Annotated in this window: 15 protein-coding genes; 13 read left to right on the plus strand and 2 right to left on the minus strand. The window is 60.2% G+C overall.

Going from position 1 to position 21,104, the window contains the following annotated elements; translation table 11 throughout:
- The first annotated feature begins 25 nt into the window (after nt 1–25).
- The 3 genes from HKN06_08690 to HKN06_08700 all read left to right on the plus strand — a co-directional run bounded on the left by HKN06_08690 (nt 26) and on the right by HKN06_08700 (nt 4,947).
- The gene (locus HKN06_08690; protein ID NNF61390.1) at nt 26–1,417 is read left to right on the plus strand and encodes an MBL fold metallo-hydrolase; all 1,392 of its coding nucleotides are present in this window, start codon (nt 26–28) and stop codon (nt 1,415–1,417) included.
- 4 nt (nt 1,418–1,421) lie between these two features.
- The gene (locus HKN06_08695; protein NNF61391.1) at nt 1,422–2,126 is read left to right on the plus strand and encodes an alanyl-tRNA editing protein; all 705 of its coding nucleotides are present in this window, start codon (nt 1,422–1,424) and stop codon (nt 2,124–2,126) included.
- 145 nt (nt 2,127–2,271) lie between these two features.
- Complete coding sequence (locus HKN06_08700; protein ID NNF61392.1) at nt 2,272–4,947, plus strand: choice-of-anchor B family protein; 2,676 nt, start codon at nt 2,272–2,274, stop codon at nt 4,945–4,947.
- 157 nt (nt 4,948–5,104) lie between these two features.
- Here HKN06_08700 and HKN06_08705 read toward each other — a convergent pair whose 3' ends face one another.
- Nucleotides 5,105–7,573 carry an EAL domain-containing protein gene (locus tag HKN06_08705; GenBank protein ID NNF61393.1) on the minus strand — a complete coding sequence of 823 codons (2,469 nt, stop codon included), beginning with the start codon at nt 7,571–7,573 and terminating at the stop codon, nt 5,105–5,107.
- Between the two features lie 230 nt (nt 7,574–7,803).
- Between HKN06_08705 and HKN06_08710 the strand changes: the two genes are divergently transcribed.
- The 7 genes from HKN06_08710 to HKN06_08740 all read left to right on the plus strand — a co-directional run bounded on the left by HKN06_08710 (nt 7,804) and on the right by HKN06_08740 (nt 14,635).
- Complete coding sequence (locus tag HKN06_08710; GenBank protein NNF61394.1) at nt 7,804–8,058, plus strand: hypothetical protein; 255 nt, start codon at nt 7,804–7,806, stop codon at nt 8,056–8,058.
- A gap of 51 nt (nt 8,059–8,109) precedes the next feature.
- Nucleotides 8,110–8,460, plus strand: coding sequence for a cysteine methyltransferase (locus tag HKN06_08715; GenBank protein ID NNF61395.1), 351 nt, complete (start codon nt 8,110–8,112; stop codon nt 8,458–8,460).
- Between the two features lie 51 nt (nt 8,461–8,511).
- Entirely contained in the window at nt 8,512–9,840 is a 1,329-nt protein-coding gene (locus HKN06_08720) for a 2-hydroxychromene-2-carboxylate dehydrogenase (protein NNF61396.1), read from the plus strand.
- Between the two features lie 92 nt (nt 9,841–9,932).
- The gene (locus tag HKN06_08725) at nt 9,933–10,682 is read left to right on the plus strand and encodes an SDR family oxidoreductase (GenBank protein NNF61397.1); all 750 of its coding nucleotides are present in this window, start codon (nt 9,933–9,935) and stop codon (nt 10,680–10,682) included.
- Nucleotides 10,683–12,052: 1,370 nt separating this feature from the next.
- Nucleotides 12,053–13,477 carry a DUF697 domain-containing protein gene (locus tag HKN06_08730; protein ID NNF61398.1) on the plus strand — a complete coding sequence of 475 codons (1,425 nt, stop codon included), beginning with the start codon at nt 12,053–12,055 and terminating at the stop codon, nt 13,475–13,477.
- Nucleotides 13,477–13,683 (plus strand): hypothetical protein, encoded by a 207-nt coding sequence (locus HKN06_08735; protein ID NNF61399.1) that lies wholly within the window; start codon nt 13,477–13,479, stop codon nt 13,681–13,683. The genes HKN06_08730 and HKN06_08735 overlap by 1 nt, the downstream gene beginning before the upstream one ends.
- A 4-nt stretch (nt 13,684–13,687) precedes the next feature.
- Nucleotides 13,688–14,635: an alpha/beta fold hydrolase gene (locus tag HKN06_08740; GenBank protein NNF61400.1), complete on the plus strand. Its 948-nt coding sequence runs from the start codon at nt 13,688–13,690 to the stop codon at nt 14,633–14,635.
- Here HKN06_08740 and glk read toward each other — a convergent pair.
- Nucleotides 14,620–15,561, minus strand: a complete 942-nt coding sequence (glk, locus tag HKN06_08745; GenBank protein NNF61401.1) for a glucokinase — start codon at nt 15,559–15,561, stop codon at nt 14,620–14,622. The two genes, HKN06_08740 and glk, sit on opposite strands and share 16 nt — an antisense overlap.
- Nucleotides 15,562–15,661: 100 nt before the next feature.
- Between glk and plsB the strand changes: the two genes are divergently transcribed.
- The 3 genes from plsB to HKN06_08760 all read left to right on the plus strand — a co-directional run bounded on the left by plsB (nt 15,662) and on the right by HKN06_08760 (nt 20,891).
- Nucleotides 15,662–18,145 carry a glycerol-3-phosphate 1-O-acyltransferase PlsB gene (gene plsB / locus HKN06_08750; protein NNF61402.1) on the plus strand — a complete coding sequence of 828 codons (2,484 nt, stop codon included), beginning with the start codon at nt 15,662–15,664 and terminating at the stop codon, nt 18,143–18,145.
- 235 nt (nt 18,146–18,380) lie between these two features.
- Entirely contained in the window at nt 18,381–19,742 is a 1,362-nt protein-coding gene (locus tag HKN06_08755) for a DUF1329 domain-containing protein (GenBank protein NNF61403.1), read from the plus strand.
- Between the two features lie 87 nt (nt 19,743–19,829).
- On the plus strand, nt 19,830–20,891 hold the full coding sequence (locus HKN06_08760) for a hypothetical protein (protein NNF61404.1): 1,062 nt from the start codon (nt 19,830–19,832) through the stop codon (nt 20,889–20,891).
- The last annotated feature ends 213 nt before the right edge of the window (nt 20,892–21,104 follow it).

Consider the following 21,104-nt stretch of genomic DNA (forward strand, 5'->3'; position numbering starts at 1 on the left):
CACGCCGAATAACTGAAGGAGCAGCATGAAGCCGACGATCACTTTCCATGGCGGTGCCGGTACCGTGACCGGCTCGAAGTACCTGCTCGATACCGGCAAGACCCGCGTTTTAATTGACGCAGGAATGTTCCAGGGGCTGAAAAAACTTCGGCTGATGAACTGGCGTGAACCGCCGTTTGATATCGACAGGATCGATGCGGTGCTGCTGACCCACGCCCATATCGATCATGGTGGCTACCTGCCGCGACTGACCCGGCTGGGCTACTCGAATCCTGTTTATATTACGCCGGCATCCATGGACCTTGCTTTTTTGCTGCTGAAGGATGCAGCGAAGATCCAGGAGGAAGATGCCGCCTACGCCAACCGCAAGGGATACAGTAAGCACCGCCCGGCGCTGCCGTTGTACACGGCCGAAGATGCCGAGGCGGCCTGCGCGCTGATGCAGCCGGTGAAGTTTGGCGACTGGCTCGAAGTCAGTGACGATGTCAGGGCCCGTTTTCTTAATATGGGTCACATACTCGGTTCGGCCATGATCCAGCTGGAAATTGCCAACGGCAAAAAGCCGACCCGGATTGTATTCAGTGGCGATGTCGGCCGTTACGACGTGCCGCTGCATTCGAACCCCGACCCGCTGCCGTCCTGTGACTACCTGGTGGTCGAGTCGACTTATGGCGATCGCGATCACAATCACGCCCCGGTCGAGGAGCAGATACGCGACGCCCTGATCCGCTGCATCGAGCGTGGTGGCACGATATTGATACCGTCGTTTGCGGTCGGTCGAACGCAGCTGATTACTTTTACGCTGCGCCAGCTGATCAGGGAGGGACGGCTGCCGGACGTACCGATTCATATTGACAGCCCGATGGCAATTGATGCCACAAAGCTGTACAGCAAGCACATCAAGGATCTGTCGCTGGATGGATCACTGACCGAGGATGGCCGTAGCCGTCTGTTTCCGGACAATGTGCATTTCTCACGTACCGTCCGCGATTCAAAGGCGCTGAACAAGATGCGTGGCCCGCGTGTGGTCGTTTCGGCAAGTGGCATGCTTACTGCAGGTCGCGTACTGCATCATCTGAAGCGCCTTTTGCCCGATCCAAAAAACCTGGTGATGCTTGTTGGCTACCAGGCCGCCGGCACCCGTGGCCGCAAGATGATGGAAGGCGGCAAGACGATAAAGGTGCATGGTGAACACGTTCCGGTGCGCGCCGAATTCATTCCGCTGGGCGGGCTGTCCGCGCACGCCGACCGCGGCGAACTGTTGCGCTGGATCCGGTCCGGCAAAGAACAGCCCGAAACAGTTTTTGTAACCCACGGTGAGGAAGATTCACAGGAGGCATTCGCCGGTCTGCTGCGCAGGGAGCTGGGCTGCACTGCCTGTACGCCGGAGCTGGACGAGTCTTTCGAGCTGGAATGAAGCCATGACCGATGAACTGTTTCGCGACGATGCTTATCTGAAGTCATGCAGCGCAACAGTAGTCGCGGCAGGCGAAGCGGGCATCGTGCTGGACCGTACGGTGTTCTACCCGACCGGCGGTGGCCAGCCCGGCGACAGCGGCCGGTTGGAATTGCCCGACGGTACATCGTTGACGATCACCGGCACGCGCAAAGGGGACGAGGGCATTGTCCATGAGACAGATACCGGCGCTGACATGCCGCCGGTGGGCACAGCGGTCACTGCCGTTATCGACTGGGATCGTCGCTATGCACACATGCGGATGCACACCGGGCTGCACCTGCTTGGCGCAGTGCTGCGGTTTGGTGTGACCGGCGGTTCCATCAGTGCCGGCCGGAGCCGGCTGGACTTTGACATGCAGGACCCGGTCGACAAGCCGGCAGTTGCAAAAGAACTGAATGAACTCATCGCGGCCGATCATCCGGTGTTGACCCGCTGGATAACGGATGCGGAACTTGCCGCGCAGCCGGAATTAATCCGCACCATGTCAGTCCAGCCGCCGCGTGGCGCAGGCCGGGTGCGGCTGCTGGAGATTCCCGGGGTCGATCTGCAGCCTTGCGGTGGCACGCACGTATCCCGCACCGGGGAAATCGGCCGGCTGCGTCTGGGCAAGGTCCAGAAAAAAGGCGCGCGCAATCGCCGCGTCAATATCCTGTTCGATCCGGACTGACCGTCCCTTGCGCCACGGTATATGGCGCTATGAGGGTTCAAAGCCCCGGCGGTTTTGGCAAAACGACCCCTGCTCTTTACAATGCAGAGACCGGCAGCACTCTTGTGCATCGCAATACAATGATCAGCCGGATCCTGGGGGATACATGAAAATCTGTCGCGGGCGAATCGGCCTGAAATCACTGCTGGCTGCGGCAGTTGCTGTCCTGACGGTGGCGGGGGCCTGGGCATGCCCGGTGCCGCAGGGCGCTGATTCTGCCTATCACACGCTGTCCCGGCTGGTGCAAAAAGCACCGCGGCTGGGCGTGGCCAGCACGGCCGGGCCTGCGACCCGCCGTGATCCGGCGAACGCATCGGCCTGCGAAGGCGGTATCGCCGATATCTATCCGTGCAGCAATGTCGATTTGCTGTCACACCTGCCGCTGAGTGCGATCGGCGGCGGCGAGGGCAGCGACATCTGGGGCTGGACAGATCCGCAAACAGGCAAGGAATACGCGCTGATTGGCAAGACCAACGGTACCGCGTTTGTCGATATCAGTGACCCGGAGAATGCCCAATACCTTGGCATGCTGCCGGCCTATACCAGCAGTTCGCCGTGGCGTGACCTGAAGACTTACAGTGACCACGTTTACATCGTAAGCGAGGCCGTCGGGCACGGGCTGCAGGTGTTTGACCTTACTCAGCTACGGACCGTCACCACGCCGCAGGTATTCGCCGCTACCTCGCACTACGCCGGATTCGGCTCCGCTCACAACATTGCGATAAATGAACAAAGCGGATTCGCCTACGCAGTGGGTACCCGTAATTCAGAAGACGGTTGTGGCGGTGGACTGCACATGATGGATCTCAGCCGGCCCGGCGCGCCCGAGTTTGCCGGATGTTATGCCGGCGACGGCTACACGCATGATGCGCAGTGCGTCACCTACAGCGGCCCTGATACCGCCTACCAGGGCAGCGAGATTTGCTTCAATTACAACGAAGATACGTTGACTATCGTTGACGTCAGCAACAAGGCGGCGCCTGCGCTGCTTGCCCGCATGCCATACAGCGGCTCGAGTTACACCCACCAGGGGTGGCTGACCGATGACCAGGTGTTCCTGCTGCTGGACGACGAGGGCGATGAATTATCGTTCGGTCACAATACGCGCACATATATCTGGGATGTGAGCGATCTCGATAACCCGCAGGTGCTCGGCAGCTACCTCGCGCCGACCCCTGCTATAGACCACAACCTTTACATCAAGGGTGATTTTGCCTACCAGGCCAACTATCGTGCCGGTCTGCGCATCATCGACCTGACAAATATTGCTGCGGGCAGTCTGGTGCAGAACGGGTTTTTCGATATCTATCCAAACAATGACTCTGCCGACTTTAACGGCTCCTGGAGCGTTTACCCGTATTTCGACAGCGGCGTAGTCATCATGAGTGGTATCGAGCAGGGGTTGTTCGTGTTGCAGCCGACGGCGCTCGAGCCAGGCTTTATGCTCAGCGCCAGCCAGGACAACCTGGCCGTTTGCGGCGATGGCAAGAGCAGTGCGTTTATCGCGGTGGATCCGGTGGGCAGCTATACCGGCGAGGTGGCGCTGGCCGCTTCCGGTGCGCCCGCTGGTGCCACCATCAGCTTTACCCCACAGCTGGTTTCACCGCCGGCCAACTCGATCGTTTCCGCGAGCGTTGCCGGCGCTGCCGCGGGAGTCTATCCGATCACCATAACCGGTCAGGATGGCGCGCTGCAGTTCGACCAGCCATTGACGCTCGAGGTATCGCAGGTCAGCCCGGAGCAGCCGCAGCTGTTACTGCCGACCAGCGGTGCGTCGGGAATCTCGGGTATCCAGACGCTGTACTGGAGTGCCAGCGAAGGAGCCTTCAGCTACGATCTGCAAGTCGCTACAGACACCGGCTTCAACGACATTGTTCTTTCCGTTGCCGGCACCCGGCAGAGATATTTCACTCCGCCGGAGGCATTGGCCGACAATGCAACGTACTTCTGGCGCGTGACTGCAAACAACGCCTGCGGATCCATCACCTCGGCCACCGGCAGTTTTGCCACCACTGGTTCGTCATGCGCGTTATACACAAGCAATGATGTGCCGATAGACATACCTGGCGCGTCAACCGGAACCGTAGTCTCGACAATCTCAAGCGATGCGGCCGGAACTGTGGTCGACGTAAACGTTGTTGGCGTGCAGCTGACTCACACCTGGATTAATGACATCGACCTGCGTCTGGAAGGCCCGGTGACGTCCGGTACCAGCCGTCATCCGGAACGACCCAGTGTGCTGATCATGGCGCAGATCTGCAATAACGAGGACAACCTCGACGTAAGCTTTGACGACGAAGCTGCGCCAGGCCCGCTGCCGTGTCCGCCAACCGACGGTGGAACTTATCAGCCCACCAATCCGCTGGCCGCATTTGACGGTTCCAGCGGCACTGGCGACTGGAATCTGCTCGTAACCGACAATTTTGTTTCCGATGGCGGTGCACTCGACGCCTGGGCACTGGAAATATGCACCGCGCCCGATGCGCTCATCCTGGATCTCGATAACGACACGGTCGATGACCGCATTGATAACTGCACGGAAGTTTCCAACCCGGCGCAGCGTGACACCGATAACGATGGATTCGGCAACATGTGTGATGGTGATTTCAACAACGACGGTATTGTCGATCTGATCGACGTTGCAATCATGCGTGCGGATTTCCTGCTCAGCGGCGACCTGGTAACGGACCTGAACGGAGACAGCGTGGTTGATCTGGCCGATATCGCGATGTTGCGGCTGACGTTTCTCGCAGCGCCCGGCCCGAGTGCCACGGCACAGTAGGAGCGACCCGTGGGAGCGGCTTCCAGCCGCGACAGCTTGCGACCATGTTTCCTGTAGGAGCGGCTTCAGGACGGACTCGATGGAGCCGACCGTCGCGGCTGAGGGTGGATTGGCAGGGTAAAAGCAGTCGAACCGGCCGGACCGGTTCGACAATTGTTTATGAGGTCTCGCAGGCGGGGCGGGTAAAGGCGAGGACGGTACCAGTGTCCTCCGCGCTGGCTGCAGTCTCCGCCTGCTCACGCAAACGCTGCCCGAACTGCTCAGCGCTCATCGGGCGACCAAACATGTAGCCCTGCATCCTGTGGCAACCCTGGCCGCGCAGGAACTCCATCTGTTCAATGGTCTCTACACCCTCGGCGATTACGTCAAGCTTCAGGCTGCGAGCCATGGCAATGATCGCGCTGGTTATCGCGGCATCGTCGGTATTTGTTGCAACTTCGCGAATGAACGAGCCATCCACCTTCAGCACGTCAATCGGGAACCGTTTCAGGTAACTCAATGAGGAATAGCCGGTGCCGAAGTCATCAACCGATATCTTGATCCCCATCAGCTTCAGCGCTTCCAGCGTTTCAATGGTGGCTGCTGCGTTTTGCATGATGATGCTCTCGGTCAGTTCCAGATCAAGAAAGTCTGGCGACATGCCTGAGGCGCGAAGTGCATTCGCAACCACCTGCAGGAGGTTGTTGCGGCGAAACTGCCGTTCAGAGAGATTAACGGCAATCGTCAGACCGTCGAAGCCTGACTGGTGCCACAGAGCGGTCTGGTGACAAGCCTGGGCGAGCACCCATTCGCCAATCGGCGCGATCAGTCCGGTTTCTTCTGCCAGCGGAATGAATTCACCGGGCGATACCATGCCGCGTGTGGGGTGGTGCCAGCGCAGTAGCGCCTCAGCGCCAAAAATCTGTTGTGATTCCTGATCCACCTGGGGCTGGTAGGCCAGCGTAAATTCTTCCCGGTCGAGTGCCTTGCGCAGGTCGGCCTCCAGCGACAGGCGCTCCAGCGCAGCTCCGCTCATCGCCGCGTCGTAGAACATGAAGTTGTCGCGGCCATTGTCCTTGGCGCGATACATTGCCGTGTCTGCGTTCTTCAGCAAGGACTGTACGTCGCAGCCGTCGTCGGGAAAACGGCTGACACCGATACTGGCGGTAATGAAGACTTCGTGTTTGCCCAGCTGGAACGGGTCGGAGAGTGCTGCCAGGATGCGTCTGGCGACCCGGTCTATATCCTGTTGGGTGCTCACATCAAACAGGCAGATGATGAACTCATCACCACCCAGACGGGCGACAAAACTCTGCGCTCCTGCCGGGTGGGCTTCTGCCAGCAGGTCACATTCGCGCACGCACCCGCGCAGGCGTTCCGCGACCTGTCGCAACAGCACGTCGCCGGCGCTGTGACCCAGCGTATCGTTGATACGTTTAAAGCGATCGAGGTCGATAAACAGAGTCGCTACCGGAATGTTTTCCGCTGCGGCTATCTCCAGGCAGCGATGCAGCTGCTCATTCGACTGTGTTCTGTTTGGCAGGCTGGTCAGGTCGTCAAAATATGCCAGCTGCCGTATCCGGTCCTCGGCCCGCTTGCGGTGGCTGATGTCGCGTAACGTATAGACGAATGCGACCGGCATGCGGTAACGGTCGTGCATCATCGATGCGCTGAGGCTGATGGTCGTAGTCTGCCCGTCCTTGTTGACCACGGTTGACTCGATATCGCGCAGCGGCTCGCCACCAGCGAGCTGCTCCAGATGAGCGCCAAGACTCTCGCCGAGACAGGCGGTGACCGTTTCGCCCACCATCTCTTCCTCTTCACGGCCAAGCAGGCGACAAGTGGCTTCATTGGTCAGGCGGATGATGCCATCGCGATCCATCACGATCAGCGCGTCGGTCATCGTGTCAGTTATCTGCTGACCGACAAAAGAGGGGGTCAGGTCGACCAGTCGATATCGCCAGGTAACATAGGTAGTAATAGCAAACAGGCAAAGCATGGTGACTTTGCCGATCGGAAACACGTCCAGGCCATACATCGGCATGAAGTCAACGACGCTGGCAGCACCGACGCATGATGCGACGAGGAACAGCTTCGAGCGGCGATGCAGCGCCGTGTCCCGCGGTGAGCAACGCATCGCATTGAAAAACACTATGATGCAGGTAGTCACCAGCAGCACCAGGAACACGATAAACATGCTGCCGATTGCTCCGTAACGCGGATATTGGCCCCACCAGTGCTGCTGCATGCCGATGATGAATTCCGGCGACACAAAGGCCAGCACCAGGAACATTGCCGACACCGATGCGGCAAAAGTCAGGCTGCGCCCGGGCGCGAATGAACTCTTGCCTACGACGCGGGCTGCAAAGTACAAGGCAGCGGTTGGAATAAACACAATTCCCGCATGTGCAAACCGGGCCCACCATAATGCCGCTGCGGTTGTCCTGGCGCAGTACATGACGCCGAAACCCACAAGCCAGAATGCGGTTGCCAGCGCCATCAGGAAAAGGGGAACTGCCACCCGCGAACCCCGTTCGTGTGTCAGCGTCAGCGCAGACATGAACAGTATCAGGCCCGCTGCTGCGAACAGCGGCAGCGCATGGCTGTTGAAAGCATATGCCTGAGCCTGAAAAATCTGTGCGAGCAAAGTCTCTCCCTGCGCGTGCCGGGCGTTTTTTCATAATGGCGCCCTGGCGTTTCAGTAACACGAGGATGGTCGCAGGGTTGATTGTTTGTTTCGTTGCCGCCTGTCTCATTTCGCTTCAAATAGACGGCGCTGCGTTTTACATATACGAGCGGCAAGTACTATTATGTTGGCAATCTGCTGATTGATCGGTTTGTGATGCAACTCTTGGCAATTTGCCGGCTGATCCCGTAATGTTTCGCACCATGGCAAAACGCAACAGACAAAGAGCATTCGCATTAGCCATCCAGAGCTCAGACCACCTGGTAGTCGAGAAACACTACGCAGCGGCAGCCAGTATTCTCGAGCGTTATCTTCATATACACCCGCCGCATGCCAGCGTCTTGCGCCGGCTGGGTAAAGTGCGGCTGTTCCAGGGCAGGCCACACGACGCGGTGCCGCTACTGTCGCGCGCGTTGCAGATGGAGACCATTCTCAGCGCAGCCTGAGGATCTTGCGTTACCACCGGCCTGCCAGGCCCGGTGCTAGAATTCCACATCATGACTACAAGGCCGGTTGCCGAAATCAACCGCCACATCTGGCGCGTGGTAGAACAAATACCATCGGGCAGCGTGGCCACCTACGGGCAGGTTGCCGACGCTGCCGGTCTGGGGCGGGCAGCCCGGCGTGTCGGGCGTGCCTTGCGTGATCTGCCTTCGGGGTCAAAGGTACCGTGGTACCGCGTGCTGCGCGCAGGCGGAGCATTAGCCTTTACACCCGGTAGCGCTGCATTCAAGCGCCAGCGCGACCGGCTGTCTGCAGAAGGCGTGCCGCTGGTTAACGGGCGGGTTAATTTGCAGGTCTACGGCTGGGTGCGCTCGCTGGACGAGTTATTGTGGAAGCCTGATTAACCGTTCCGTGGACTCAGCCGGGATTCCACAGCGCGCGGGAGAGTCTGGGTTATGAAGTTGCCAAGTTCGCTGCTTGCGTCTGTCCTTGTCAGCCCGCTGACCCGGCGCAGTATCAGCGGATGGCACGAGGCCAGGCGCCGGTTTCGGCGCCGCCCGCACCGGATTGTCTTTTATCACCGTGTTACTGATGCCTGGTCCTGGCTCCTGGCGCAGCTGTTGCCGCGCGTGTTGCAACAGTACGAAGTCGAGCTCGAGACGCAGCTGGTGGCGGCACTGCCGATCGATTGTGTAAGTGATCCGCAGCGTCTGGATAACTATTCTGCTTATGACGCGATGCGGCTGGCGCGCGCCTGGCAACTGCGATTCCCCGACGCTGCGACGCCTCCCGCCGCCGACCTCGCACATCTCGCCGGGCGCGTAATCCTGGCGCAGCCTCAATCATTGTCCCGGCTGTTACAAGCGACCGCTGCGGCGTGGGATGGTGACAGCCAGCAGCTGGCAGCAATGGCCAGGGATGATGGCGCGGCCGACGAGCAGACCACTGCAGCGCTGCTTGGTCTTGCCAGCACGCAGCTGGCACGGCAGGGCCATTATCTTGGCGCCATGCTGTATTTTCAGGGTGAGTGGTTCTGGGGACTGGACCGCCTCGGCCTGCTGGAGCAGCGGCTTGCCGCGCGCGGGCTGAGGCGCAATGAAGAGCCGCCTGTCAGCGAGCAGTTCCAGCCGATCGAGCGGCAGGCAGCCGGCATGGCGCAGGCGCTGGACCTCGAGTTCTACTTTTCGTTTCGCAGCCCCTATTCCTGGCTCGGTGCCTGCCGCGTTGTGGAGCTGGCCGACCGCCTCGGTCTCAACCTGCAGCTGCGTCCGCTGTTGCCGATGGTAATGCGTGGCATTCCGGTGCCACGGCGCAAGCTGCGCTACATCATTACCGATGTTGCGCGCATCGCCAGGCGCGACAACATACCGTTCGGCCCCGTCCGGGATCCATTGGGCAAAGGTGTCGAGCGGGCGCTTGCGGTATTCGACGCGGCGAATCGCCGGGACCGGGGCCGCGACTTCATGCTGGCCGCAATGCGCGCGATCTGGTGTCAGGCAGCTGACCTGACCAGCACGCGTACATTGAACCGCCTGGCCGCGGTCGCCGGACTGGATGCCGCAGAGGTGGAGCAGGCGCTGCAGTCGAACAGCTGGCGCGCCGGTGTGGAGGCCAATGCGGCGGCACTGGCGGTGTTGGGGATTTGGGGCGTGCCGGCCATGTGCCTGCGCGACCCGGATGCGCGCGCCGCCACGATCGCCTGGGGTCAGGACCGGATGTGGGCGATAGAGCGGGCGGCGCTGGGTATCGATGTAGCCATGCCACCCCCCCGTCTGGTGCAATAAGCGTACCGCTCTGGACGGAGGCAGTACTGGTGACCGATTTCAAAGACAGTGGCGTGGTCCTCACGGGCGCCGCCAGTGGCATTGGCCGGCTGATGGCACTACGTATCGCTGCCGCGGGTGGTCGTGTGGCGTTGTGGGACATCGATGAAGCCGGCCTGGCCCGGGTGCGCGACGAGATCGCTGCCGCCGGAGGACAGGCTGTTGCGATTCCCTGCAACCTTGCCGACCGGGCTGCCATCGCCAATGCGGCGCAACGGACACTGGATGAACTTGGCTCAGTGGATATCCTGATCAACAACGCGGGAATCGTTTCCGGGCAAAACCTGCTGGAGGTGAGTGACGAGCAGATCGAGCTGACCTTCGATGTGAACACGCTGGCACTTTTCTGGACCGCGCGCGCATTCCTGCCAGCGATGCTGCAACGTGATCACGGGCACATTGTCACTATTGCTTCAGCGGGCGGTATCGCCGGAACCGCCAGGCTGGTCGATTATTGTTCTTCCAAGTTTGCTGCTGTCGGTTTTGACGACTCGTTACGCGCCGAGCTGAACAGCCTGGGCAGCAAAGTACGTACCACTGTCGTTTGTCCTTACTACATCGACACCGGGATGTTTGCGGGCGTGTCCACGCGCTTTCCATTTCTTTTGCCGATACTCAAGCCGGAAAAAACCGTGCGACGAATACTCGGGGCAATCACCGGCAACAAGCGTCGGGTGATCATGCCGTGGTTTGTTTACACCACTTACCTGCTGCGCCTGGCGCCCGTCGCGGTATCCGACTGGCTGCTCGACTTTTTCGGAGTAACGCACAGCATGGACCGATTTATCGGCCGCAAGAGCTGAGCTGATGACACTGGATCGCCACCTGCGCGCGCTGCTTGCCATCGTGATTGTGATCGCGATGGTGTTGCTGCTGGTGGCGGTGCTGAGCCTGACCGAATCCGCGCTGGATGTCTGGGATCGTTTTCGCCAGGTGCCACGCTGGATCGCAGGGCTGTGGCTGGGCGCGCTGGGCTTGCTGGCGCTGGCCAGCGGCTGGGCAATCCTGCGTCTGCTGTTTACCGGCCGGCGCAAGAAACGCCAGCCCGAGGAGCTGACAGCCGCGGCGCTGGAAGAACGTATTGTCAGCGGTGAGCAGCTCGGCATAGACGTCAGCGAGGCGCGCGAGGAGCTTGCGCTGCTGACCGAGCGCAAGACGGCAGGTGATTTTCGCGTGGCGCTGTTTGGCGAAATAAGTACTGGCAAGAGCGCTGTAATCCGTGCGTTGTTGCCGGACGTCGATAATATTGATATCAGCCCGCGTGGCGGTTCGACACGGGAGGTGTCCGACTATATCTGGACTTCGCCTGCCGGCGATCGCCTGGTAATCAGCGATGTGCCGGGACTGAACGAAGCAGGGGGGGTTCTCGACAAGGCGGCGACTGACGAAGCCGCGCGCGCGCATGCGGTGGTATTCGTGTGCGACCAGGACCTCACCCGTGAGCAATACGATGCAATAACGGCTCTGCGGGAAGTGCAGCGCCCGATGGTAATCGCACTCAACAAGGCTGACCGGCTCAGTGAGGGCGAATTGCGCCAGGTCAGAGAGCGTATCGGACAGCGTATCGTCGGGCTCGATGACGATGACGCTGACGCAGTTGATGTAGTGGCGATCAGCGCCGCCCCGGCCGAAACGGTCGTGCGCCAGTTACCCGACGGCAGCGAGCAGCGCGAGACACGCGTTGCACCACCGCGGGTAGAAGAGCTGGCCGACGCACTGCAGCGGATGATGGACCGCGATCCGGCGCTGATGGAGGAGTTGCGTGATGCCAGCGTTTTTCTGCTCGCGCGACGTCATCTGCAGGCGGCGGAAAACGATTATCGCAAGCAGCGATCTGCGGAGCTGGTTTCTTCGTATACGAAAAAGGCCGTTGTCGGAGCCCTTGCGGCAGTTGCCCCGGGCACTGATGTGCTGATTCAGGGCTACCTGGGCGCCAACTTCGTGCGTGAATTATGCGAGCTGTACGACGTCAGCCCGCGAGATATCGACGTGCAGCAGTTTCTGAAGCTCAGTCAAACTCATATCGGCAGAACGCTGCCGCTGTTGATGGCCATTGGCGGCAATGCACTGAAGGCCTTTCCCGGTGCCGGCACTGTCGCCGGAGGCCTTATGCATGCCGTGGCGTATGGGCTCATATTCGACGCGCTCGGCAGTTCGCTGACACAAACTCTAAATGAAAGCGGTCGGCTGCGTCCGGCACCGGCAGCCTCGCTGTTCAGGAAACAACTTGGTGAAAATCTGGAAAAACGTACAGCGCGCGTGGCAAAACTTGCTTGGGACGCCCGCCGCAAGCTCGACGACTGAGCAGCAGGCCGCGTCCGGCGATACGCATCTGCAGCTGGCGCGTCGCAGCCTGCAGGATCTGCTGGAGGATCCGCGCGTGCCGGTGCCGGTGCGCGAAGCGCTGTCGGAGGACTATGCCCAGGTCGAGCGCATGCTCGACAAGCTGGAGCACGGGCATATTCACATTGCCGCATTCGGTCGCGTGAGTGTTGGCAAGTCCTCGGTTCTCAATGCGCTTCTCGGGGAGCAGCATTTTGCCGTCAGCGCCCTGCACGGTGAAACAAAACGCGCCAGCAGCTCCTCGCTAACCTCCTACGAAGCAGCCGGCGTTTATCTGATCGATACGCCCGGTATCAATGAAATCGATGGCGAGGCACGCGAAGAACTCGCACGTGACGTCGCGTCACGCGTTGACCTGGTGCTGTTTGTGGCCGATGGAGACCTCACCGAAACGGAGCTCGATGCCCTGCGCTCGCTCGACCGGCAGCAGCGCCCGCTGCTGCTGGTGCTAAACAAGGCGGACCGTTATTCCGGGGACGAGCTCGCCCTGTTGCAGCAGACATTGGCGCAACGCACTGCCGGGTTGGTCGACCCGCGAAATATTGTCGCGGCATCAGCGCATCCGGCTGAAGTGACTTATGTGCGGGTCGACGATGCTGGCAACGAGCAGACCAGTCGCGAGCGGCCGCCGGCTGATGTGGTGAGGCTGAAAGAGCGGCTGTGGGAGATACTCGAAGCCGAAGGCCAGACGCTGGCCGCGCTCAACGCCAGTCTTTTCGCCGGTGAGCTCAGCGACCGGGTTGCGGTCAGGATACTCGAGACCCGGCGCGTGCTCGGTGAGCGGCTCATCCGCACCTACTCTGTTTCCAAGGGCGTCGCGGTCGCGTTCAACCCGGTGCCCGTAGCCGACCTGTTTGCCGCTGCGTTTGTGGACGGGGCGATGATCTGGCACCTGTCAAAACTCTATGACCTGCCGCTCGGCCGTGGCGAGGCCAGCCAGCTGGCCGGCACGATTGTTACGCAACTTGCCGTGCTCATGGGAACTGTATGGGCAATGCACTTTGTCTCGTCGGCGCTAAAGGTCAGTACCGCAGGCATGTCAACGCTGGTAACCGCAGGAGCACAGGGAGCGGTGGCCTACTACGCTACTTTTGTCGTCGGCAAGGTGGCTGAACGCTATCTGGCACAGGGAAAATCCTGGGGGGAGGGTGGTCCCAAGCAGGTTGTGCAGGAGATCCTCGACAGCGTCGATCGCGATTCGATACTCTCCGAGGCACGGGCTGACATTAAGGCTCACCTCAAAGGAGTGCGCTGATGAATTTTCTTTCCAGGATCAGTATCGCTCTGGCAGTTGCATGCGCGATCGCCGGCTGCGAGCCGAAAGAGGTCGACGAAACCGTGTGGGACGACCAGATAAAGACCATGGACAAGGCGCGCGAGGTCGAAGACAAGCTGATGAACCGGGCAGATCAGTTACGCCGGGACGTTGGTCAGGACGACGAGGAAGATCCGCCGCAGTAGAGTCATGCGCGTGCGCAAACTGATTACCCTGTCGCTGGTTGTGTTGCTGCTGGCCGGCTGCCGCAGCTTCGGTGATGGCCTGGTCAACACCGGTCGCAGCGCACTGCGCAGCCTTTCGGGAACCAGCATCGGGCAGGTAACCGTGGGTGGCAGCACAATTGAGTACCTGGAGCGTGATGCCGCCGGGCCGACACTGGTCATGCTGCACGGCTTTGCGTCAGAAAAAGATTCGTGGCTGCGCTTCATGCGCAAGATGCCGCGTCAGTACCGGTTGCTCGCCCTTGACCTGCCCGGTCATGGCGGGTCCAGTCGTGACCCTCAGTTCGACTACAACATCGAGAATATCGTCGAGCTGGTCGACCTTGCTATCGAAGAGCTGGCGGATGAACCGGTGCACATCGCAGGGTCATCGCTTGGTGGCATGGTTGCGACTTTGCTGGCAGCCAGGCACCCCGCGGAAGTGGCATCGCTGGCGCTGTACGCCCCTGCGGGCGTCTATCCGCGCGAACCGAGCAAATTTCAGCAGGCTCTGGCGCGCGGAGAAAACCCGCTGATAGCCACCACGCCGGAAGAGTTCGAGCGATTAATGGATATGGTCTTCTATGACCCTCCGCCGCTGATGTGGCCGGTGGGTCCGTCGATTCGGCGCTACGCGATTTCACGCGCGCCATTTCATCGCAAGATCTGGGCAGACCTGTGGCCAGGGCATCCGACTGTTAACGAGCTTTTGCCGGCAATAGACAAACCTGTGCTGCTGGTTTGGGGCAGCGAGGACGAAATACTCGACGTGTCGAGCGTGGAGATTTACCAGCAGTTGTTACCACAGGTCGAAACGGTGGTCGTGAACGAGCTTGGTCATGCCACGATCAACGAGCGGCCTGCAGCGATGGCAAGACTGCAGCGCGATTTCCTCGCGTCACTGCAGGACGGCACTGATTACGGCTCGCGCTGATGCAGTGAAGCAAGCCCGACAAGTGCCGGTGTCGGATGCATGATCACGGCGCAGGGGATTGCACGGAGGTAGTCGGTGTAGCGACCCTTGTCCTCGAAACGACGGCGAAATTCGGAGTTGGTCAGCAGGTCGTGCAGTGCCGGAACAATGCCGCCGGCGATGAAAACGCCGCCAAGCGCACCCAGGGTCAGGGCGAGGTTTCCGGCCACTGATCCGAGTAGCGCAAAAAACATATCGACGGCTTCACGCGCGATCGGGTCGCCGGCAAGCGCGCGCTGCGAAACTTCGCGTGGACGCACATTGTCGGCAGGATAGTTGGCCAGCTGCCGTAGCGTGTTGTACAGCGTTGCCAGCCCGGGGCCGGATACCAGCCGCTCCGCCGAGCAATGCCCGTATCGCTCGCGGACCGTATCAACTACCTGTGCCTCGCGTTCGGTCCCGGGTGCGAGCGTGGCGTGACCGCCTTCACCGGAGATTACGGCCCAGTTGCCGTTGCGCGTCGGCACCAGTCCTGACACACCGAGCCCGGTGCCCGGACCGATTGCCGCCATTGCTGCATCCCGGCGTGGTGCACCGCCGCCGACCGGGGCAACGTCCGTGCCGGCCAGGTGCGGCAGGGACAAGGCAACGGCGCTGAAGTCGTTGAGCACCTCGAGACTTTCCAGCCGCAGTTGCTCGCGGATCGTTCGAGCCGAGAAATGCCAGTTGCGATTCGTCATGCGAACTTCGTCGCCCGTCACCGGCGCAGCAACTGCAATTGCCGCAGCCGCGGGGGTAGCCGAATTTTTCTGCAGATAGTCGGACAGCGCTTCGGCCAGCGTGCGGAACCCGGCATTTTCAAAGACGCTGATGCGCGAGATCGTTCCCCGTGAGTCGACCAGCGCGCACCGCGTGTTGGTGCCGCCAACGTCGGCAATGAGTTCCATGCACAGTTCCTCCAGTGAAACCGGGTGCGATTGTAACTGCGATCGGCCGGCCGGGCGGGTGATTTCCGGTACAATTGAGCGGCACATCACGGGGGATATTGTGCGTTCAAACGCGCTGTTATCAGACTGGCTGGGCCTGGCGCCGGCACTACGCTGGCTTGCCCGCAAGTTGTTGTTCCTGTGGGTGCGTGACCGGGTGCTGCCGGAAAACTTCGCCGCCAGCCTGGCCGCCGATGTGCCGGTAGTCTACGTACTGGCCAACGACGCGCTGTCTACCAGGCTGGTCGTCGCCGGAGTTTGCGCGCGGCAGGACTTGCCCGCACCGGCCGCAGCGATTGCCGGGTTTCCCGGCGAGCGCAATTCAGTCGCTTACGTTCGTCGCCTGCGCGGCTGGTGGCGGCGCCGGCTGGTGCCGATCAGGTCGGAACGCCTGACCCGCCTGGTCGAGCGCGTGCGCGAAGATTCAGGTCGCGATGTACAGGTTGTCCCGGTATCGGTTTTTTGGGGTCGTTCGCCGGACAAGGAACGCGCGCCGCTGAAACTGCTATTTTCAGAAAGCTGGGCCCCGGCCGGCCGGATCCGCAAAGCGCTGATAATCATGGTGCACGGGCGCCAGATGCTGGTGCAGTTCAGCGAGCCGATTCGCCTGCAGAATTTTGTAGCCGAGGCAACGGCCGAGGGACTCGATACCGAACGTACGGTGCGCAAGTTGTCCCGGGTGTTGCGCGTGCACATGCGGCGCCTGCGTGTTGCCACGATCGGGCCCGACCTGTCCCACCGGCGCACGCTGCGCGGACAAATACTGCGGTCAGCATCGGTACGCGAGGCGATCCGCCGCCACGCCAGCCGCCAGGAAATTTCCGAGTTCGAAGCCGCCCAGCGGGCCGGCGAATATGTCGACGAAATCGCTGCAAACTATTCCTACGCCTTTATCCGCTTTATGGACAGGTTGCTGGGCTGGTTATGGAACCGCGTGTATGACGGTATCGAGCTCAACCATGTTGATAGCCTGAAGACCAACGCTGAAGGCCGGGAAGTCATATACGTACCGTGTCATCGCAGCCACTTCGATTACCTGCTGCTGTCCTATGTGCTGTATCACGCGGGACTGGTCCCGCCCCATGTAGCGGCTGGCATCAATCTGAATATCCCGGTTATTGGGCCGTTGCTGCGTCTGGGTGGCGCGTTTTTTCTGCGCCGCAGCTTTGGTGGCAACAAGCTCTACACCGCGGTGTTCCAGAAGTACCTGTCGCTGAACCTGGCCAAAGGCGTGCCGATCGAGTATTTCATTGAAGGGACCCGCAGCCGCACCGGCCGGCTGTTGCTGCCCAAGTCCGGCATCCTCGCCATGACAGTGCGCAGCTACCTGCGTGAACCAACCCGCCCGGTAATTTTCATCCCTGTCTATTTCTGTTACGAGAAACTGCTGGAGGGGCGCAGCTACATCGGCGAGCTGAGCGGAAACGCGAAGCGCAAGGAGAGTTTTTTCGGTTTTGTCCGCTCACTGGGTGCGATCCGACAGAAGTTTGGCAAAGTGCATGTGAATTTCGGCGCGCCGCTGTCGCTCGATGCACTGCTCGATGAATACAACCCCGGCTGGCGCGAACAGGGAGAAATGCCCGAGAAGCCAGCATGGCTGGCACCTGCGGTCGATGATCTTGCCCTGCGTATCATGCGGCAGATAAATCTGAGTGCGGCAGTCACGCCGGTAAGCCTGTTGTCGCTATCGCTGTTGTCGGCATCGCGCCAGGCCATGCTGGAAGAGGTATTACGCGATCATCTCGATTTGCTGCGGCAATTACTGCGGCGCGCCCCGTATTCGGAGAGCGTGACCTTTCCCGAGCAGGATGGCCGCGCGATTATTGATTATGCGCTGGAGATGGGCCTGGTACGCCGGCGCAGTCATGCTCTCGGTGACGTAATAGCAGCGCGCGGGAACAGCGCCATTCTGCTGACCTACAACCGCAATAACGTCATGCACCTGTTCGCACTACCGTCGCTGGTGGCGTGTTGTTTCCTGAATAACCGGACGATGCACGCCGACAAGATCATCGATCTGGCACAGATGGTCTATCCCTATGTGCGCGCCGAGTTGTTCCTGGCCTGGCCGGAGGAGCAGCTGGAAGACGTTTTGCACCAGCTGCTGGCCGTTTTTGTAGACATAGGCCTGCTGGAACGGGATCCGGACAATGGTCGGCTCAGTCGTCCCGCTGCCAACACGCCGCGCGCAGCCCAGCTTTCGCTATTGGCTCAGGGGGCGCTGCAAACGCTCGAGCGCTACTACATGACAATCGGGCTGTTGCTGAAGCACGGACCTGGCCACGTCAGCCAGCCTGATCTGGAAAATCTCTGCCAGCTGATGGCACAGCGCATGTCGATGCTGTACCAGTTTGATGCTCCCGAGTCGTTTGCCAAGCCGCTGTTCCGCGAATTCATCGACCGGCTGCGCGAATCCGGCGTGGTCTGGCTGGACGATAACGGCCTGCTGGCCTATGACGACAGGATTCGCGCGGTGGAGCAGGATGCGAAACTGGTGCTGGGCGAGCAGATGCGGCACAGTATCCTGCAGGTAATTCATGTCTGAGGCAAGCTTAAGCCATTGATATTTAATCAGAAATGAATTGCTGCGCCGCAGCGTGTTGTCTGCAGTGGTGCAGTGTATTTTGCGTCGGACCATATATCTGTGAATCCAGGGCAGGGCCGGCGCGGCGGATGTGACAGAAGTTTTACAACTTTTGCGCCGCACAGCCGTCCAAATGCCTGTATGCCCGTAATATCAGGGCAGCGCTTCACGGTCTTAACATTCTGGAGAACGACTGATGCAGAGATTCACTACAGCCGTTGCAGGGCTTCTCGCCCTGGCGTTCCTGAACATTGCCGCAGCTGCAATCTCGCCCGAAGAGGCTGCCCGTCTGGGCCAGGACCTCACGCCAATGGGCGCCGAGAAAGCGGGCAATGGCAAGGAGATCCCGGAATGGACCGGCGGCATCACAACGCCACCGGCAGGCTACAAGCCCGGTGACCATCACCCCGACCCGTTTGCCGACGACGAGATCGTCATGACCATCACGGCGGCGAACTACCAGGAGGAGGGTATTGCGGATCGTCTCACCGTTGGACACAAGGGTTTGTTCGAGGCCTATCCCGATACCTTCAGGATGCACGTCTACCCGACACGCCGCAGTTTTTCGGCGCCGGATCATATTTACGATGCGACAAAGAAGATTGCCACCACCGCCGATCTGATCGAGAACGGTAACGGCGTAACCGGCGCGTTGATGGGTGTGCCATTCCCGATACCCAGTAGCGGTGTTGAGGTTATCTGGAATCACATCCTGCGTTGGCGCGCTGAATCCGGCGAGCGTTTTTACGGCCAGGCAGCTGTGACGCGCGGCGGCGACTTCACCCTGGTGCAGTTTGCCGACCAGATCTCGGTGCCCTATGCGCTGCCGGGTATGACAGAAGAAGAGCTCGACAACGTCATTATCTTCTTCAAGGAAAAGACTGTGGCGCCGGCGCGCCTGGCCGGCCGGGTGTTGCTGGTGCATGAAACGCTGGACCAGGCTAAAGAGAACCGCAAGGCGTGGGTGTATAACCCGGGCCAGCGCCGTGTGCGCCGCGCGCCAAACGTTGCGTTTGACAACCCGCGTAGTGGTTCCGACGGTTTAATGACTTCTGACCAGTACGACATGTACAACGGCTCGCCCCAGCGCTACAACTGGGAGCTGGTTGGCAAGAAAGAAATGTATGTGCCGTACAACGCCTACAAAGTGCACAGCAACAAGCTGAAGTACAAGGATTACATCAAGCCGTTGCATGCTGACCCGCAGTACCTGCGCTATGAGCTGCATCGGGTGTGGGTCATCGATGCCACGCTGAAAGACGGCATGCGCCACCAGTACAGGCGCCGTACCTTCTATATTGATGAGGATTCGTGGCAGATTCTCGCGGTGGATATCTACGATAACCGCGATGAATTGTGGCGCGTGTCGGAAGGTCACGGCATTAATTACTATGATGTGAAAAACTTCTGGACCACGCTGGAGGTGAACTACGATTTGCAGTCCGGTCGTTACCTTGCCTTCGGTCTCGATAACGAGACGGGCATGTACGATCTGTCAGCGTCGATTCCAAAGGAAGAATTCACCACGGGAGCTCTGCGCCGCGCAGGTACGCGCTAGCAGGCAGGTTCAGACTTACGCCTTCGCCGGCTGCGTAGGGCAGCCGGCGAAGGTTTCGATAATCCGGCACGGATGCCGGAAAAAGTGATGGGGGTTCACTTGTTTAAATTTCTTGCCACTGTTGTGGCTTTTCTGGCCGCCATGCAGGCCAGTCTGGCGGCCGAGTATCCGCCAATACCGGAACCGGGGCAGGCTTTCATCGCGCCAAACGCGACTGAAGCTGTGCTGCTCGATGGGGTCTACGTGGACGGCCGCCTGGTCGTAGTCGGTCAACACGGAATCGTGCTGATAAGCGATGACGAAGGCCGCAGCTGGACGCAGAAGCAGTCCGGTACCCGGGCTGCATTGACCGGCGTGTATTTTCATGATCGGTCAACGGGCTGGGTGGTCGGGCACGATGCGATAATCCTTCGAACCCGGGATGGTGGCGAAAGCTGGGAGCAGGTTAATTTTGACCCTGACGACCAGCGGCCCCTGTTTGATGTGTGGTTTGATGATGCCACGAGTGGTTTTGCCATTGGCGCCTACGGATTGTTACTGGCAACAACTGACGGCGGCAGCAACTGGGAATCGCGCGAGCTGATACCGCAGCCGTGGCCTGATCTCGCTTCAGTCGACAGTGCCGGCTCTGACGCGGACGAATTCGATTTCGAAGACGATCAGTTCTACGATTTTCACCTCAACAATATCGTTGAAAGCCCCACCGGTGACCTCTACATTGCTGCCGAGGCCGGCAATTTTTTCCGCTCGGGTGATGGCGGCTCAACCTGGTATTCAATGCCGACAATCTACGAGGGGTCGTTTTTCAGCGTACTCCCGCTGCAGGCTGAAAACCTCGTGCTGATGGGACTGCGTGGCAATATGTTTGCTTCCACCAACGGCGGTGAGGCGTTCAGACGGATCGACACCCCGGTTACCGTGCTGCTGAATGATGGTGCAGTGCTGGCAGACGGCACCATATTGATCGGCGGGATGGCTGGAGCGTTGCTGGAGAGTAACGACGCCGGCTCGACATTCCAGCTGCGGCAGCAGACAGACCGCAAGGCGATCTCGGTGTTGCTGCCCGTAAGTGACGCGATAATTGTAGTTGGTGAGGCAGGTGTAAAACGCCGCACTCTCGAGCAACTGCAGCAGGGAGGCGCGTCATGACCACTCTTGTAACACCAAAATCCGGCCCGGTAGTCGCGCTGCTGGAGCGGCTGGTTTTCGGCAACCGGCCGCTGGTCATCGTCGTATTCGCGGTAGTGACAGTGTTGATGCTGTGGCTGGCCCGCGGCCTGCATGTAGATGCCGGCTTCACCAAGCAGCTGCCGACAAAGCACGAGTATATGCAGACGTACCTGGATCACCAGGAGCAGTTCG

The sequence above is a fragment of the Gammaproteobacteria bacterium genome (genome assembly GCA_013003425.1).
Lineage (GTDB): Bacteria > Pseudomonadota > Gammaproteobacteria > Steroidobacterales > JABDKV01 > JABDJB01.